Origin of the sequence: Thioflexithrix psekupsensis (assembly GCF_002149925.1) — a bacterium.
Lineage (GTDB): Bacteria > Pseudomonadota > Gammaproteobacteria > Beggiatoales > Beggiatoaceae > Thioflexithrix > Thioflexithrix psekupsensis.
In genome coordinates this window covers 279,860-297,417 of sequence record NZ_MSLT01000018.1, presented here as the reverse complement: position 1 = coordinate 297,417, position 17,558 = coordinate 279,860, and the positions used below count along the sequence as shown (strand labels likewise).

The 17,558-nt window shown below is 42.8% G+C and carries 15 protein-coding genes; 5 read left to right on the top strand and 10 right to left on the bottom strand.

The annotated features are described in order from the left end of the window. Positions 1-159 precede the first annotated feature (159 nt). Positions 160-861, top strand: a complete 702-nt coding sequence (locus TPSD3_RS11725; protein ID WP_086488723.1) for a hypothetical protein — start codon at positions 160-162, stop codon at positions 859-861. A gap of 155 nt (positions 862-1,016) precedes the next feature. On the opposite strand, the gene dnaA is transcribed toward TPSD3_RS11725, so the two are convergent. Further along, positions 1,017-2,402 (bottom strand): chromosomal replication initiator protein DnaA, encoded by a 1,386-nt coding sequence (dnaA, locus tag TPSD3_RS11720; protein ID WP_086488722.1) that lies wholly within the window; start codon positions 2,400-2,402, stop codon positions 1,017-1,019. Between the two features lie 390 nt (positions 2,403-2,792). Between dnaA and tsaC the strand changes: the two genes are divergently transcribed. After that, positions 2,793-3,350 carry an L-threonylcarbamoyladenylate synthase type 1 TsaC gene (gene tsaC, locus TPSD3_RS11715; protein ID WP_086488721.1) on the top strand — a complete coding sequence of 186 codons (558 nt, stop codon included), beginning with the start codon at positions 2,793-2,795 and terminating at the stop codon, positions 3,348-3,350. A gap of 4 nt (positions 3,351-3,354) precedes the next feature. Here the strand turns inward: tsaC and TPSD3_RS11710 are convergent, their stop codons facing one another. After that, complete coding sequence (locus TPSD3_RS11710) at positions 3,355-6,279, bottom strand: NTP/NDP exchange transporter (RefSeq protein WP_086488720.1); 2,925 nt, start codon at positions 6,277-6,279, stop codon at positions 3,355-3,357. 10 nt (positions 6,280-6,289) lie between these two features. Beyond that, on the bottom strand, positions 6,290-6,769 hold the full coding sequence (locus tag TPSD3_RS11705) for a cyclic nucleotide-binding domain-containing protein (protein ID WP_086488719.1): 480 nt from the start codon (positions 6,767-6,769) through the stop codon (positions 6,290-6,292). 358 nt (positions 6,770-7,127) lie between these two features. Between TPSD3_RS11705 and TPSD3_RS11700 the strand changes: the two genes are divergently transcribed. Then, on the top strand, positions 7,128-8,141 hold the full coding sequence (locus tag TPSD3_RS11700) for a hypothetical protein (protein WP_086488718.1): 1,014 nt from the start codon (positions 7,128-7,130) through the stop codon (positions 8,139-8,141). Here the strand turns inward: TPSD3_RS11700 and TPSD3_RS11695 are convergent. Then, the gene (locus tag TPSD3_RS11695; RefSeq protein ID WP_086488717.1) at positions 8,126-8,866 is read right to left on the bottom strand and encodes a response regulator; all 741 of its coding nucleotides are present in this window, start codon (positions 8,864-8,866) and stop codon (positions 8,126-8,128) included. The two genes, TPSD3_RS11700 and TPSD3_RS11695, sit on opposite strands and share 16 nt — an antisense overlap. A 52-nt stretch (positions 8,867-8,918) precedes the next feature. Next, positions 8,919-9,509, bottom strand: a complete 591-nt coding sequence (locus TPSD3_RS11690; RefSeq protein ID WP_086488716.1) for a LemA family protein — start codon at positions 9,507-9,509, stop codon at positions 8,919-8,921. A 302-nt stretch (positions 9,510-9,811) separates the two neighbouring features. Here TPSD3_RS11690 and glnK point away from each other — a divergent pair, with 302 nt between their 5' ends. Both glnK and TPSD3_RS11680 read left to right on the top strand, forming a co-directional pair. Beyond that, the gene (gene glnK, locus TPSD3_RS11685) at positions 9,812-10,150 is read left to right on the top strand and encodes a P-II family nitrogen regulator (protein WP_086488715.1); all 339 of its coding nucleotides are present in this window, start codon (positions 9,812-9,814) and stop codon (positions 10,148-10,150) included. A gap of 48 nt (positions 10,151-10,198) precedes the next feature. Next, complete coding sequence (locus TPSD3_RS11680; protein ID WP_086488714.1) at positions 10,199-11,446, top strand: ammonium transporter; 1,248 nt, start codon at positions 10,199-10,201, stop codon at positions 11,444-11,446. A 115-nt stretch (positions 11,447-11,561) separates the two neighbouring features. Here TPSD3_RS11680 and soxZ read toward each other — a convergent pair whose 3' ends face one another. The 5 genes from soxZ to thiC all read right to left on the bottom strand — a co-directional run bounded on the left by soxZ (position 11,562) and on the right by thiC (position 17,460). Next, on the bottom strand, positions 11,562-11,876 hold the full coding sequence (soxZ, locus tag TPSD3_RS11675; protein ID WP_086488713.1) for a thiosulfate oxidation carrier complex protein SoxZ: 315 nt from the start codon (positions 11,874-11,876) through the stop codon (positions 11,562-11,564). Between the two features lie 17 nt (positions 11,877-11,893). Continuing rightward, positions 11,894-12,349, bottom strand: a complete 456-nt coding sequence (soxY, locus tag TPSD3_RS11670; protein ID WP_176329855.1) for a thiosulfate oxidation carrier protein SoxY — start codon at positions 12,347-12,349, stop codon at positions 11,894-11,896. A 212-nt stretch (positions 12,350-12,561) separates the two neighbouring features. Then, on the bottom strand, positions 12,562-12,960 hold the full coding sequence (locus TPSD3_RS11665) for a response regulator (protein WP_086488712.1): 399 nt from the start codon (positions 12,958-12,960) through the stop codon (positions 12,562-12,564). 266 nt (positions 12,961-13,226) lie between these two features. Further along, a complete protein-coding gene (locus tag TPSD3_RS11660; protein WP_086488711.1) occupies positions 13,227-15,455 on the bottom strand; it encodes an alkaline phosphatase D family protein in 2,229 nt (742 codons plus the stop codon). A gap of 112 nt (positions 15,456-15,567) precedes the next feature. Then, positions 15,568-17,460, bottom strand: a complete 1,893-nt coding sequence (thiC, locus tag TPSD3_RS11655) for a phosphomethylpyrimidine synthase ThiC (RefSeq protein ID WP_086488710.1) — start codon at positions 17,458-17,460, stop codon at positions 15,568-15,570. Positions 17,461-17,558: the final 98 nt, after the last annotated feature.

Here is a 17,558-nt window from a genome sequence, read left to right as displayed (position 1 = left end):
AGTCGAAAAGTGAGTAAAAAGACGGGTTAAATGACATCAAACAGCGAACTTTTGCTAGAATTAAAGCAATCGACTAGAAAAAACCTTGAATAAAACACACGATTCAAGCATTCATTAGCGTAAACTTATCCCATTTCAACGGAAACAGGAGCATTTATCATGACGATTAAAAAATGGTTGCTCGCCGCATGGTTACTGGTAACGACGGGTTACGTGTCTGCGAGCGATATGATCATTATCCACGCCAACGACGCAGCACATCCGCTGGCGACCGGTGCCATTCTACCGGCAACCACCGTGCTGACTCTACATAAAGACGCAGAAATTACGGTTATTTTTGCCAATGGTGGTGTGAATACTGTGCGTGCGCCGTGGCAGGGAACAATATCCAATCCCGTGACTTTGAACGATGATCCACAATTGATCGCCGGATTAAGTCATCTACTCAGCGAATCTAGTTTAACACATCGGGCGCGTGAACAGGTGCCAGACGATATTTTATGGGTGGATATTAGCACGAATAAGCGTCATTATTGTGTCGCGGATCATGTGACGCTGTGGCGACCCCAAGCGGATCAAAGTGCCAGCACCTTAGCCATTAAGCACAAGGAAACTGGTAACGAAACCTCGGTCATGTGGCCAGCCAATCAGGCTACGCTGGCTTGGCCGAATCAATTACCTGTTGTTTATGGGGAAACTTACACGGTTGAACTCACCACGCGGCGCGGCAGTTCTAATTTTAAAAAGTTAGTGTTGTACCAACTTCCAGAGAGCCTACCCACCCAATCTCATAAAGTGGTGTGGATGGTAGGACGTGGGTGTATTCCTCAAGCCAATCAGTTACTGGCCAGTTTACGTTAGAAAAACAGTCGTTTCCCCTCATTATTCCCCTCTCCGAAGTGAGAGGGGTTGAGTATATTGCTTATTTCCTTGGGGCGGGTTGCCTCTCGCCGCTTCACATTCCCCGCCAAAATCCACACAATCACTCACTGTTATTTTGCGAATTTAACGTGAATTTATTCCAGTAATAATTGCCGCAATTCCTCATAAGCACGACGTAACGCGACATCTTCACTTTGCAATTTTTTAAAGGTTTTGCAATTGTGAATGACGGTAGAATGATCGCGCCCACTAAATGCCACACCAATTTCTGGATAACTGCATCGTGTTAATTCTTTAATTAACATCATTGCTAATTGCCGCGGGCGTGTTAAATGTCGATGCCGACGACGTGAGCATAAATCAGCCACGCTAATTTTAAAATAATCAGCCACGCGATGTTGAATGAATTCCAACGTTAATGCAGGCTTTTCTAAACCTAACATGTCTTGTAAGGCTTGTTGGGTATTAGCCAGCGTAATGGGTTGTGCGGTAAAGCGCGCAATGGCAATCACACGATGTAAAGCCCCTTCTAATTCTCGCACACTATTGGGAATGTGGTGGGCAATAAAATGACACACTTCTTCGTTAAAAGTCATGCCTTGTGCTTGGGCTTTGGTTTTGAGAATGGCCACGCGAGTGGCATAGTCCGGCGCATCAATGCCCACTGCTAAACCACAACCAAAACGAGAGGTTAAACGCGCTTCTATTCCCTCTAATTGTTGCGGCGGCCGATCTCCAACCAAAACAATCCGTTTTCCCATTTCAAACAAATGATTAAATGTATGCAATAATTCTTCTTGCGATTGTTGTTTATGTGCAAAAAATTGAATATCGTCAATGAGTAGGGTATCTAATGAACGATAATGCTGTTTAAAAGCGGCCACATTTTTTTCGCGTAAAGCCTTAATTAATTCGCCCACAAAACGTTCAGCATGAACATAGCTAATTCGGCTATTGGGTTCTTTTTGGGCGAGATGATTACCGATGGCGTGTAATAGATGGGTTTTTCCCAAGCCAACGCCGCCGTAAATGTAAAGTAAACGGTAAGCCGGCGGATGCGAATCTGCCAATTGGTAAGCGGCGGAGCGTGCCAATTGATTGGATTCTCCCGCAATAAAATGGGCAAAGGTGAGTTGTGGATTCAAGCCCGCCGCCAAAGGCGCACTGGCAGGAATCTCAGCCGTTACGGACGGTTTAACGCTCTGCATGAGCCGTTCGGCCGCTTGTCCTAATGAAGAGCGAGGCGTATTAGGACGGGACGCGGCGGTGGGGCTGCGGCGGCTGCCAATTTGTAGAATAAGCGACGGGGCTTGTTCAGGGCGCAGATGTTGTAACATGCCGTTAATTTTTTGATAATAATGATCGCGTACCCAATTTAATACGAATTGATTGGGGGCAAGCAGGCATAAGCTGTCGTTGGCTTCTACGGCTTGCAAGGGACGAATCCATGTGTTGAAATCGACACCTGCCAGCTCGTGTTCAAGCGTCCTTAAACATTGATTCCACAGATGGGTAGTCACCAGATTTGACCTCCGATGAGAAACAGTATGAGTTATGGTCATGATGTGCTTTATTGTTTACAATTCTTTTAATAAAGAAGGGTGGCAGTGAATGGGTCATGTTGGACGTGTCCGCTACCCCAGACTCTCTAGTTTATACCTGATAGCCATTGGTATCTAGCCATTGGATAATGCGGCGATTTTTTGGTATAACTCTATGATTATATGGAGTAAAATTAGGAATACTAATCAGGCGAAAAACGGTATTTTAGTTGTCACATCAATGTCATATCAGCTTTTTTGCGCCTAAAAAATATTTTTTGTATTCATTAAATACATTCAAGGGAAAGAAATGACAGGATTAAAAATTTATGAGCATTTATAATTTTTGATAAAAAGGATAAATAAACCATGATTCAGCCGTTATTATTACAAAAAGCAGTGGATTGTTTACAAAAAGGGCAGGTTATCGCTTATCCTACCGAAGCCATTTATGGGCTTGGTTGTGATCCAGATGATGAAGATGCGCTGCGGGAGATTTTGCGCTTAAAACGGCGGCCGTGGCAGAAGGGATTGATTTTATTGGCGGCGGATTTTGCGCAGTTAACTCCTTACGTCCAACCGCTCTCTGACGAATTACAAAAAACCATTTTTGCCACATGGCCGGGGCCTGTGACATGGTTATTGCCTGCGGCGGCGGGGGTGAGTCGCTATTTGCGCGGCGATTCGAGTGATTTAGCGGTTCGTGTAACGGCTCACCCATTGAGTGCGGCTTTGGCGCGGCAATTTGGCAAGCCGATTGTTTCCACCAGTGCCAATCCCAGTCAAGCGCAGCCCGCAAAAAACGCCAGACGAGTGCGCGCCTATTTTGGCAATGAACTGGGTTACATTCTTAACGGAGCTTTGGGCGGGCGCGACCGTCCCAGTGAAATTCGCCACGCGCTCACGGGACAATGTCGCCGCAGTTAATGTATTATGCGAAACCTGCGCGGTAATTGGCGCGCAGGGAGCGACGAAAGGGCTTGGCGGTTTTCGCTTCAGAAAGGTATTCTCGTACACGCCTGCTAGTGCTACGCTCCATGGTGGAAAACCCCGTGCGTTCTTGTTGCACATAATGTAAACAAGCCCGCAGCAAATCATGATCTAAACCCAATAAGTGAGATTCATAATTTCCTTCGTTAATATTGAGCGGTTCGCTGAATAAAACAAAATGTAACCGCTCTAAAGCCGCCACATCGGCAGGACGTTCTTCGTAATATTTCAATAAACGCCCCACCAAAAATTTTTCCCCTGCGTTACTTAACACTTCTAAGGCATTGCCTTGATTGGCTTTATTGTTGGACAACAGACCGCGGCTGACCCGCTGAAAAAAATCTAAACTCTGTTCTGAAGCGTAGGTGATGATCGTCAAAATGTGCAGCAAATGCGTTTCCAAAATTTCATGCAGAATTTTTGACACCAGATCATGCACTTTAGTTTTACGTTCCACACTTTCATGTAAACGCAGCAAGGCATTGACTTGTACGAATTTTTTTAAAGAATCATCCGCACCTTTGCGTAAGCGTTGCCGTTGTTGATCTGACATTCGGGCGTAAATCAATGACAGAATTTCAAAACGCTCTTGTGTGGACACACTCTCAGAAAAAACGCGAATCATTAATGCCGATTTGCAATGACTTAAACTTAAACGCAACAATTCCTTACTTTCATTAACCAAAATCCGATCTTTTGCTCCCAATAGGCGAATAACGGGAGTCCAATTCTCCAAAGGTTGGCATTCTTTTAACGCCTGCAATGCGGCGACTTTCACTTCTTTAAGCGGAGAATTTAAAGAATCAACCAATAATTTTTTATGCGGTTCAAATTGTCCTTCTAGCATATTAATATAAGCCATAAATGCCGATAAACTAATATCAGGATCATCCGATTGAATATGTGCTAATACATATTCACTATAATTGGCTTGTTTTAATTGACCTAAGGCATAAAGGTATAGAGGTAAATTCTGAGATAAATTTTCACCTTTTAAGCGATTCACCAATAAGGTTTCTACATATTTTTTATCCGAATAAAGCGGATGGTGATATAAACACAAGCAGGCCTGAACAAAAACTTCTGGTGAACGATGATCCAGCATTTTCTCAAATAAACTGTTCAAATTCACTGTTTTAAACTGCGATAAATTGCGTAAAATTAATTTTAAAATCGCAGGGTCTTGATCCATTCTCGACGCTTCAATTAAATAGGTCACAATGGTATTATTTTGTGGCAATTCGGCCAGCGTATTGATGCAACGTTCTTTAACTTGTGTGTCTTTAGTTTTTAATAATAAATTACCAATTTGTGTGGTGAAATAATTTAAATGTGTCACCCGTATGGTTTCTAAAGCGGCAATCACATGATGAGGGTCTTGGCTGCGCAATTTTTCCTCTATCATTTGCCGTAAAGAATTACTTTTATTGCCGCTGCTTAAATGATTGCTGGCACGCCGATCAAATAAATCTCGCGTTAATAGACCAAATACGCCATTGTTATAAGCTCCCCATTGCGGAATCGCCACAATAACGCCTAATATTGAAGCAATAACTGCAATAAAAGGCAAAGCATAACTTAATGATTCTTTAGTGATAATAAAAGAAAAGAAAAGAAAATCAGATTGAGCCGTTGTTCCCGTGATCCAAATCAAGAAAGTACTGGCCACAAAAGTAGAAAATGGAAACACAATTCCATTTAAAAATGCCTTATTACTTCCCCATTGATTCGGCGGAATGGCATTGAATAATAAATTGTTCGCAGGCGTTCGCAAAGCCAAGCGCATTTCTTGATTAATAAATTGCGTAATAATCGCCAATAATAACATCACCGATTCACTAGAAACTAACTCTCCCGTTGAAGTTAAATAAAAGTAAGAAACCAACGCCACTCCCGCAAGCCCCGATAAAACAGGATACAGCAAATTGCTGCCCCCCACACCAAATGTGGTCATTAAGCGCGAGGTTAATAATACTTGAATTAATAACCAAACAAAATTAGCCACCATTTCATAGCGGGCAAAAAATTGAGCGCGTTCAGTAGAATCAGGATAAATTTGAGGATAAATAATGGCTTGATATTGATATTCCAACAACTTATTGGCAATGACAAAAAAGAAAAATCCCAATGCCATAAAAATCATAAGATGAGAACGAATAATATATTTAAAAGCCGCTATCAATTCATCTAAAGGAGATTGGTGAGAATTGCGGGTCACTGAAATGCTGGCACGAACAGGACTTAAATTACGACTCACTGATTTTAATAAATAAAATGCACCCAAACAAGCCACGCTAATCACTAAGATTAAATGCTGTGGCTCAACTTGATTTAATAACAACATTAATGCGCCCCCGCCCAAAATCCCTCCAATAGGCAAACCCGCATTAATCAACGGCGTAACGCGCTTAACTTGCACCGCGTTAAAATAAGAAGCCACCACAGAACCAAAATGAATAGAAATAAGAATATAAAAAAATGAGAATCCAACAAAAAATATACCATAAACCCAATCTAAATAGTTGGAAGATACTTCTTCACCCACATTTGCTCTAAATAAGAAAACTGTTTGCATAATGAGCGCGAAAACAGCCGTCGAAATAAAGAAAAAACTTAAAATCGCTGCGCCAGTAAATCGCTTGGTATAATGGGCATAAATAATCGAGCCAATCATCACGGCTAAATCAATTAAAATAAAAATATAAGGCAAATGACTACCACCTAAGCGTTCAATTAACAACGCCATGCCAATGCTGCGCGCAAAACTTGCACCAAATGAAAATATTAATGAAATCAGAAAAAAATACAGGACTCCATCCCATTCATTTGTTTTAATAGATAACAAATTACTGAGAAAACGAACCATTCAATATGCCTCATTTCTTGTTATTAATCATGCCACGCATACGACTCATTAACGCTTTAATAAAGCCAAATGCAATTGCGGGATATTCATGTGCTAATTGCTCAATATCGTTGCGCTCAATGACTAGGAAAGTGCAAGGGCCAGTGCAACGGGCTGTTGCCGTGCGAGTCTCTGCATCAAATAAAGCCAATTCCCCTAAAATTTCATTTTCTTTTAACGTAATTAATGGAACTTCAACGCCATCTTTATTTTTTAAAATAGTCACCGCCCCAGAGACAATAATAAATAATTTATCGCCAATATCTCCTTCATAAAAAAGCACATGCCCCCCCTCATACGCTTCTTCTGTGGCGATGGTTGAGATCATGTGCAAATCTTCTGTTTTCAACATAGCAAACAGCGGCACTTTATTTAAAACAATAATTTTCTCAAGTGGAATCATTAGTAGGGCAGCAGAATAAATAAAACTGTTTATAATCAAACGGGTCATTACTTAATGCACATCTTGTATGCCGTTTAATTCAACGGCATCGCTCCGATAAACGGACGAGATTTGCGGTTCATCTCCCCGTCATCATGCCAAATACTTGCCAGTTTGTATAGTTTAATGGAACTTTGGTGATAAAAAACGCCTATTTTTTTAAAATTAGGCAAAAAATCATCGTGAGATGAACAAAACTTTTAGTGTATCTCCTCACACTGCGGCTTGCCATACGACGAGAAGTAAAAAAATCCCTTTTTGGTGCGCAGCAACAGAATAAATCTATGCGAGAGGTTTTGCTATAATAGGGACTTTATTTCTAAAAATCTATCGTTAAAATTAAAAGCAAACTGCACCACAGAATAACATGATAACGACGTGTCAAAATACTTTAAAACAACTCATTTTAGCGCGTTTATTTTGCCTGCCAAATAGTCTACTCGTCGCTAAAAAACAAGAAATCGCACAAAAACGCATTTATGAACAAATTAAGCGGGATTTGTTAAAACTTTTTGAACAACCTGATCCTTATTTTGTGGCGCAATTTCAGATTTTATTACAAGAAAGTGTCGCGCAGTACTTTCAATTTTCAGGGACAGCCTTGCAATTATTGCCCGCTGCCAAGAAAGAAGCCATTGATTTCTTAGGGTTATCAGGGCAGCGCAACACAGATAATCTCACGTGGGAAGAAGTGCGTACGATTCACTTGATCGCTTTCATTTTAGAATTACCGCCCAAGCAACGCGACCGCGTGAAAAACGAGGGCAAATTGCAAGCCTCCATCTTGGTACGTTTTCATTCGCATCTTGAACAACATGCCCTGACTCAAGGATCGCTGGCACAAGTTGCCCGCGAGTTGTCGCGTTTAGCGATTGGTGCGCCCAGTAGCCGCATGGGAGATTTAAAAAAGACATTACTGGCACAATGGACACATCAATTAATGATTAATTTTTTAGCAGAAAACCCGCCTATTTCCACCGATTTCGCGGCGATGATTCACCCCATCAATGTTACTGTATCCCGTGCCATTTCTCCTATTCCTTCCCTTGAATCTTCTCAGGTCATTTCAGATTTATCCAGTAAAGAAAAAAATCCAAACGCCAATGAATTAATCACCCAATTTGTGGAACAGATTAAAATTATTTTACAAACCATGCCTGAGCATTCTTTATTAATTTCTGATGTTTGGCAGAAATGGAAAAACCAATATGAACCCCATTCAGATTTAACCACTTTTAAACAACTGTTAATGGAAGCCTATCGCAGAAATTTATTGCAATTAATAACACTCCCCTCCAGTGTTACTCCCTCACCTTCAATAAAAAATTCGGAATTGCTTTATCGCGGACAAATTTATCACAGCATTCAATCTGTGCTTTGATCCTCTTCGATATGGGCATTGGGATTGTTGTAAAAAATATAGCCTTTACCGCGAGAGGTACAAATATAAATAGGTTTGCTGGGATCAGGTTCAATTTTACAGCGTAAATGGCGAATATGCACATCAATGCTACGACTTAATGTCTCCTGTCCGTATTTTAACACGGCTAATAAATCATCTCTGGATTGCACTCGATTGGGACTTTGTACCAAAGTGAGTAATAAATTATACTCAATATTGGTTAAAGGAATTTCTTTTTTACCGCGTAATAATTTACGGGTATCATTATTAAGAAAATAATCACCAAATTGATAATGCAACCCACTTTTCATATCAGGATGATGCAACTCACAACGCCGCAAAACTGCACGAATCCTTGCCAATAATTCGCGTAAATCGACTGGTTTTAATAAATAATCATCCGCCCCCACTTCCAACCCCACCACCCGCTCTACCGTATGTCCATTGGCCGACATCATAATTACAGGATAATAAACGCCTTTTTCCCGCAAACGCCGCAAAATCGTTAAACCATCATCATCCACTAACATTAAATCTAATAAAATTAAATCAACACGGTGATGCAGCAAATAAGGGTCTAATTCATCACTGTCAGAAATGCCATCCACTTTAAAGCCTTTATCAGACAAATAATTTTTTAGCAATTCAATGAGCGATAAATCATCATCAATCACTAAAATATATTTGTCATTATTTGTCGTCATTTTTAATTACCTATTCTGTGGGGGTATTATTTTGGATAAAGTGGCTCAATCATCAGCGAAAAGAAATTTTTAATGTATTGCGCGCCTCTGGGGTTTCTAAGCGGAAAAATTCCGCCTCGCGGAAGCCAAAATTTTGAGCAAATAACGCCTGTGGGAATTGCTCCCGGTAGCTATTATAAATCATCACTGAATCATTGTAATGTTGTCGTGCAAAGGCAATGCGATTTTCGGTTGAAGTGAGTTCTTCCATGACTTGCGCCATGCTTTGGTCGGCGCGTAATTCGGGATAGTTTTCGCTTAACGCAAACAATCGCCCCATGCTTCCGGTCAAAATGGTTTCCGCACTGACTAAGGCTTGGATGGCAGCGGCATCATCGGGATGTTGGCGGGCCTGTTGACTGGCTTGAACCGCTTGTTGACGCGCTTTGGTGACGGCTTCTAGCGTTTCTCGCTCATGGGTCATGTAGGCGCGGGCGGTTTCGACTAAATTGGGGATTAAATCGTAACGACGTTTGAGCTGAATATCAATCTGGGAAAAGGCATTTTTAAACCGATTACGCAAAATCACTAAGCGATTTTGTACATAAACGATGTAAAAAATAATGAAGCCTAATCCCAATAAAACCCATAGAAATGTAGTCATATTTCTCCTCCTTGTAAAAATAAGTATAAATGCACTTTTTTAGTGCAATAAAAAGGCTTCACAGGTCACAATATGCACCAAAAAAGATCGGTTTTTTCTGAGTGGGGGGATTATTTTATTTAAACACATTGATTTTATTAATTAAACTTCAATGGCATGGTTATTGTAATTACACGGCTGTTTTTTGTGAGGGCAGTGTTTAGAGAGAATAGTTTAGCGCATTGTGTCGCTGACAGCTCACAAAATGAGTTTTAATACCCGTTGTATCAACATCATTTGCCAACATTAGGGGATAGTTATTTATGAAAATGGTGACAGCCATTATCAAACCCTTCAAATTAGACGATGTTCGTGAAGCCTTGTCAGAAATTGGCGTACAAGGAATCACGGTGACTGAAGTGAAAGGGTTTGGTCGTCAAAAAGGCCATACTGAATTGTATCGGGGAGCCGAATATGTCGTTGATTTTTTACCCAAAGTAAAAGTTGAAGCCGCAATTAAAACTGAATTATTAGACCAAGTCATCGAAGCCATCACCAAAGCCGCTAATACCGGAAAAATCGGAGATGGTAAAATTTTTGTCTATAACTTAGAACAGTCAATTCGGATTCGCACCGGTGAAACGGGTAATGATGCGTTATAGCAGTAACGCTTTTATTGTTGTTAAGTTTTATTTACAGAGCCAAAAAAGATGACAGAAACAAATTACGCATTAGATACTTTTTACTTCCTGATGTGCGGCGTATTGGTCATGTTAATGGCTGCGGGCTTTTCCATGTTAGAAGCAGGATTGGTTCGTGGCAAAAACACGGTAGAAATTTTGACCAAAAATGTGTCGTTATATTCGATTGCCAGCATTTGTTTTATGGTGTTGGGTTATCAAATTATGTACCCTACCAATGCGCCTGAAGGGGGCATTATTCCGGGCTTTGGTTTTTTATTAGGTGCGGATCATACGGCTGATGCGGTTTTGGCAGGGGGAGAGGGTGCGCCTTATTATTCAGCGCGGGCTGATTTCTTTTTCCAAGTGGTGTTTGTGGCTACGGCAATGTCAGTGGTGTCTGGTGCGGTGGCTGAACGGATGAAATTGTGGGCATTTTTATTATTTGCCGTGTTTATGACCAGTATTATTTATCCTGTTGAAGGGTATTGGAAATGGGGTGGTGGTTTCTTAAATGAAATGGGCTTTTTAGATTATGCGGGTTCTGGCGTGGTGCATTTAACGGGCGCATGTGCGGCGTTAGCGGGTGTGTTATTGTTGGGACCGCGTAAGGGTAAGTACAATCCCAATGGGGCAGTTAATGCCATGCCCGGTGCGAATTTGCCTTTAGCCACGCTGGGGACGATGTTATTGTGGTTTGGTTGGTTTGGTTTTAATGGTGGCTCAGAATTAAAGGTCGCTGCCATCGACAGTGCCAATAATGTCGCTGCGGTCTTTGTTAATACTAATATGGCGGCCGCAGGCGGATTAGTCGCTGCGTTAATTGTGTCTCGTTTGTTATTCGGTAAAGCCGATTTAACAATGGTCTTAAACGGTGCATTAGCAGGTTTGGTTTCTATCACCGCAGAACCTTTAACGCCTTCACCTTTATTTGCAACCTTAATTGGTGCTGTGGGCGGGGTTATTGTGGTATTTGCAATTTTGGCTTTAGATAAGTTAAAAATTGATGATCCAGTCGGCGCAATTTCTGTGCATGGTATCGCGGGAATTTGGGGTTTAATGGCTGTGCCTTTAACCAATACCACGGCCAGTTTTATCACTCAATTTATTGGGGCGGCGGTTATTTTCTCATGGGTTTTTGCGGCCAGTTTTATCATTTGGTTTATTATCAAGTTGGTGATGGGTATTCGCGTCTCTGAAGAAGAAGAATTTGAAGGCGTTGATATTACTGAATGTGGAATGGAAGCCTATCCTGAATTCGGTGCGAAAAAATCTTAATGATCTCGGATAAACGATAACTTTTATCCATGAAAAAATCCCCCAATTGGGGGATTTTTTTTGTGCCACAAGAAAACGGTTTGGTTTTCTTTTCTCGTGCATCTCATGCGGTGATTTAGCGAATTTGCGCTTCTACGCTGTCACTTTTACCCAGATTATCCGTCCAACTCACCGTTAAGGTGTCACCCACTTCGCCGCCTTTGAAGTTAAAAGACAAGTAAGGATTTTGAGAAATCCCACCACTCCAAATGGCATTCATCACGAGTTGATCTTTATGTTTGCATTGAACTTCTTCAATGAAGTGTGCGGGAACTAACTCGCCTTGGGCATTTTTACGTGCGCCCGTCTCCATGGGGTGATTGATGAGGGCTTTCACTTGGGTGATGCCATCTTTTAACCGCGCTTGTACACGAATACTGCTTTCGCTCATCTTGATTTGCTCCTGAATTAACCGCCACAGCCGCCGATGGTGACTTTAACTTCTTTTTTGGCAACATATAACTTGCCACCTGCTTTGACTACGGCGACCACATCACTGGTGCCGCCCATTTTGATGCGCGTTGCCACTTGGGGAGTGGCTGATGCGGTGAGATGGAATTTGGCGATCAGGGGGACAGGGTTCTTCTCAGCAATCAAAGTGATGGACTCCACATCACTTAAACCACTGGCATCAATTTCTACAGGAACAACACGGCCATTCTCAGCAATATCAGGTGCTTTAACTTCGATTAAATCGCTCACCGTGGTGCTTGGGTCTTCAAACAGGGCTTTTAATGCGTCTTCGGCCGATTTCGCTTCAAAAGCAGCTTTAGGCCATTCAGCCATTACCGCATGAGGCAACAGCACGGCTGCAACGCCGCCAATCAACGAATGGTGCAGGAATTTTCTGCGAGGGATACTCATTCATGTCCTCCTTGGGATTTTTTGAGTGTGGATGGAAAGGATAGCTTGATACTTTTCGTAGTTACAAAATGGGTTTTTTATTGGGTTATGGCATGGGTTGAGGGGGTTGACCCATTTATCCTACCTAGTTTATTTATTCGCCAGCGGGTGTCAAGATAAACTTTTTATTAATTATTCCTATTAATCAATCAGTTTACTTTATTGGTGGTGATTTACTTTCCCCATTTTTCCAACATGGCTTGGAACTCTTCAATTTTGACGGGTTTACGGAGAAAATCATCCATTCCCACGGCCAAACATTCGGCGCGATGGCTGCCTTCGTCTCCTGTGTAAGCGATGATTTTGGGGCGTTGTTCTGGGGGGTAGCGGCGCACAATTTCAGCGGTTGCCGTTAAGCCGTCCATTTCTGGCATTTGTAAATCCATGAAAATAATATCATAAGTCTGATTTTCTAATAACTGTAAAACAATTAAACCATTTTCTGCCAAGTCCACTGTATGGCCGAGGTTCTCCAAAACCAACCATGCGACATGCTGGCTGACGCGGTTATCGTCTGCGAGTAAAATTTTAAGGGGCCAACGTTTTTTCCATTCTGGATCGGTTGCGTTCATGGTGGATCATGGGATGGGTAATGTAACAAGGCGTTTATGATAAGCCAACACGACATAATGCACAAACCACACTGGAGCAGCAGCAATTCTCAATTTAACCCCTTATAACAAATAATTTTTTATAACTGATTGAAAATAAAGATATTGCTGCACAAATGTGATGAACCTTGCGCCCTTGTTGGAGTCGGGATCGAAACGCCGTCGATGACGACGACGTGGAAGTGGGTGGCTGGCTGTTTTTGTACACAGTGCAATTTCAGTATAGTTTATACCATGTTGACTATACCATTTTGCAGAATAAAACGCTTTTGTGTGACTTGTGCTTTTAGTGTATCAATCTGCTCGTAGTAAGCAGCGTTGACCAATTCTGACGGCAGTAGGTGGAAAGTGGCTTGCACTTGGGTAGCATCCACTTGTAGCATGATGAAACCATGCTGGCGGGTGTCAGCAAATTTTAAATTGGGCGAGAAACTTTGCATGAGTTGCTCAAAATCGGTAGTCAGCAAGGCCTGTAAGCTGGCCTGCTGTTCAACTGTAAAAGCTGAACCTAGTGCTTTTACCGCGTCTTGTCCAAATTCAAAAAAAGTACCTGATGAAATGGCAGGCGAGGTGAAATCCGCCACGCCATCATGATCAACCACGTATGCGGAGTGAATGTCGCCTGCGAATAAAAACGCATTGCCGCGCTGACGCAGTTGTGCCAACAGTTCTTTACGCTTGTTGGGGAAGCCGTCCCAGTGATCGACGTTGAGATAAAAGGCCGTTCGGAATGCTTCGGGAATAGCGGTGTTGTTGCTGAAATCCCAGCCCAAGGTTGCTGTGGACACAGAACTGGCCAATGCGACGAATTTGGCGGGTGAAGTTTGAATTTTTTGCCAGAGCCAATTTTCTTGTGTCGCGCCAAATACATCTTCGGCACGTTGTCCAATTTGTCGTTGTTGAACATAGCGATAGGCCGCGTAGAGGTCAAAAGTTGACTTAACCACACCATAACGCGCTCCAAACTCAGTAAAACTGGCTTGCTTGCCTAAGTGTAAATAAGCAATACCCGTGTCGAGACTGGCATAAGTTGCGTCGTCTATCGCAGCGATTTGGCTACCTGCGATCAAACCACCAGCAACCGCTTGATTATACTGTGAAACCAACTGATTAAATACGAATGCACTGAGTTTACCCATCACGATTTGAGTGGCTTTGGCTGTTGCTGTTTGTTGTGTTAAGCCATCATTCATAAAGCTTTGGGTTAAAATCGGCACAAACGCCGCTTGATAAGCCTCCCATGGTGCGCTTTGCATGTCCACATAAGGCCCAAACAATGCCTTTTGCGCCGCGTAAATCGCTGCACCATTACCGGGACTTTGTAAGTTAAAAACCGTAATCAATGCCTCTTTGTCCATCACCACACTACCGGGGAAACCGTCTTCGGGAATCAAATGGTCAGGGCGAAAGCTGCGGTAATCGGTAAGTAACAAGTGCAAATTCTGCCCAAATTGCAAATCACGGTATAACCGAGTGTAGGGGAATAACTTGTTGATTGGCGTGGTGAATGCCTGAGTTAAACCCACGTCTTCATCATCAATCGGCATATATTCAAAAAATACCTGTTCTGCGTTTTGCCGACGTTCGGGCGTATTTTCTGCTTTTATTTCATTGTGATAAGTTGCCGTCGCACCATAGCAATCGTCAGAATATTCGTGATCATCCCAGATCGCAACCATCGGAAAACGTTCATGCACTTTCTGTAACATCGCGTCACCACGATAAATGTGATATAAATCACGGTAATTCGATAGGCTGGCGGCGGCGAAAAAAGTCGTTTCACCGCTACCCAATGCAATCGCTTCTTCGGGCTTGCTGAAATTTACGGTACGTGTTGAACCGGTACGTTGAAAACTTGGATCGCCGCTGGTCTCATAAATATAATCACCAACATAAACCACAAAATCAGGCTCTTCCGTTTGTGCCAACAGCCACGCCAATGAGTTGTAATAACGTCCGACGTAATCTTGGCAATTTAACACGGCGAAACGCACGGCGATATTTTCATTAGGGGCCGGAGCGGTTTTTGTGCGTCCCGTATTGGAATGATACCGCACATTGTTTTTACTGTATAAAAAACGGTAATAGTAGGTTGTGTAAGGCTGTAAATTGGTCAACTTGACTTTAATACAATGATTGTGCGCGGCTTCTGCGTTTAAATCGGCTTGTTCCACCACGATATTTTTAAATGCCGTATCCTTCGCTACTTGTAGGTGTAGGAGCGCATCTCGTTGTGTGATTTGCAAATCGCTATCTTGCACTCGTGTCCACAAAATCACACTAGAGGGTTTTGGATCACCAGAAGCCACTGATTGGGGGAAAAAAGCAGTACCCACTACACTGTGGCTGCTATTGTTGCCGACGGTATCATCATCCCCTCCACAAGCACCAAGTTGCGAGGCAACGGCACTGACCAACGTCATTTTTAGAAAAGCACGACGACTAAATTGAAACATGTGATAGCTCCTGATGAAATATTAACCAGTTGAACTATCACACTATAAGCAGACTGTGTGAAACTTTTGTGATCCTACCAGATAAGTTCTGGATAAACCTCAAATCTAACTTTTACTCCCGACGGGGATGATAAACCTGCGCCCCTTGTGCGACAAATTCGCGGGCTTTTTCTTGTAAACCGAGATCAATCGCTTGTTCAACTTGCGCTAAACCTTGTTGTTGGGCGTAATCTCTTACATCTTGTGTAATTTTCATGGAACAAAAATGAGGGCCGCACATGGAACAAAAATGGGCAGTTTTCGCTGAGGCTTGGGGTAAGGTTTCATCGTGAAATTCTCGCGCCCGCAGGGGGTCTAAACTCAGGCTAAATTGATCTTCCCAACGGAATTCAAAGCGGGCTTTAGACATGGCATTGTCTCGATATTGCGCGCCGGGATGACCTTTGGCCAAATCAGCGGCGTGTGCGGCGATTTTATAAGTGACAATCCCTTCACGCACATCGTGCTTATTGGGTAAACCTAAATGTTCTTTCGGTGTCACATAACACAACATCGCACAACCATACCAACCAATCATTGCCGCGCCAATTCCCGACGCAAAATGATCGTAACCCGCTGCAATATCCGTCACCAAAGGGCCTAAAGTGTAAAAAGGAGCTTCAGCACAACAGGCCAATTGTTTATCCATATTTTCTTGAATTAAGTGCATGGGAACGTGGCCGGGGCCTTCGATCATCACTTGTACATCGTGTTGCCACGCGATTTGGGTTAATTCGCCTAGCGTTTCCAATTCGGCAAATTGTGCGGCATCGTTGGCATCGGCTAAAGACCCCGGCCGCAGACCATCTCCTAAAGAAAATGAGACATCATAGGCTTTCATGATTTCGCAAATATCCGCAAAATGGGTATAGAGAAAATTTTCCTGATGATGCGCCAAACACCATTTGGCCATAATCGATCCCCCACGGGAAACAATGCCCGTCATGCGTTTCGCGGTCAAAGGAATATGGGCTAAACGCACGCCCGCATGAATCGTAAAATAATCTACGCCTTGTTCGGCTTGTTCAATCAAGGTATCGCGGAAAATCTCCCATGTCAGGTCTTCGGCCTTGCCTTCGACTTTTTCTAAGGCCTGATAAATCGGCACCGTGCCAATGGGAACGGGAGAATTACGAATAATCCATTCACGGGTTTCATGAATATGTTTACCTGTGGATAAATCCATCACCGTATCTCCGCCCCAACGAATCGCCCAGGTCATTTTTTCAATTTCTTCTCCGATAGAAGAAGTCGTGGGCGAATTGCCAATATTGGCGTTAATTTTCACTAAAAAATGACGGCCAATAATGACGGGTTCTAATTCAGGATGATTAATATTCGCGGGAATAATGGCGCGGCCGCGAGCGATTTCTTCTCGCACAAATTCTGGCGTAATCACTCGCGGCGTGCGAATGCCGAAAGCATGGCCGGGGTGTTGTTGGGTTAATAAGGGATTGTTGTCGATGTCTTGATAACGTTGATTTTCTCGAATGGCGACAAATTCCATTTCTGGCGTAATAATACCGCGACGCGCATAATGTAATTGGGTCACATTCTGGCCGGATTGAGCGCGACGGGGTAAGCGATGCTGTGGAAAACGCACCGCATCCAAACGCGAATCGATTAAACGCTGCTGGCCGTAATGGGAGCTGATTTGGGATAATATTTCCGTATCATTGCGGTCATTAATCCACGCCTCACGAATCGCAGCCAAGCCGTGGCGAACGTCAATTTTAACGTCTGGATCAGTGTACGCGCCGCTGGTGTCGTAAACAGTGATAGGCGGGTTATTTTCCACACTGCCATTGGCTAAAGGCGTGGGAGATTGGGTAATTTCTCGCATCGGAACGCGCACGTCAGGACGACTTCCTGTAATGTAAACTTTTTTTGAGCGAGGAAATGGCTCAAAAGTAAAGCTGTCTAATTGGATGGGATCGTGAGGTAAAAAATGGGGTTTGGCGTTCATGGTGCGATTGTCCTGCAAAAGATATTTTAAAAATATTCTGTTGTGATTTCGACGAGTATGGTAATGCCTAACGCATTTTTAAGCAAAGGCAAATCAAC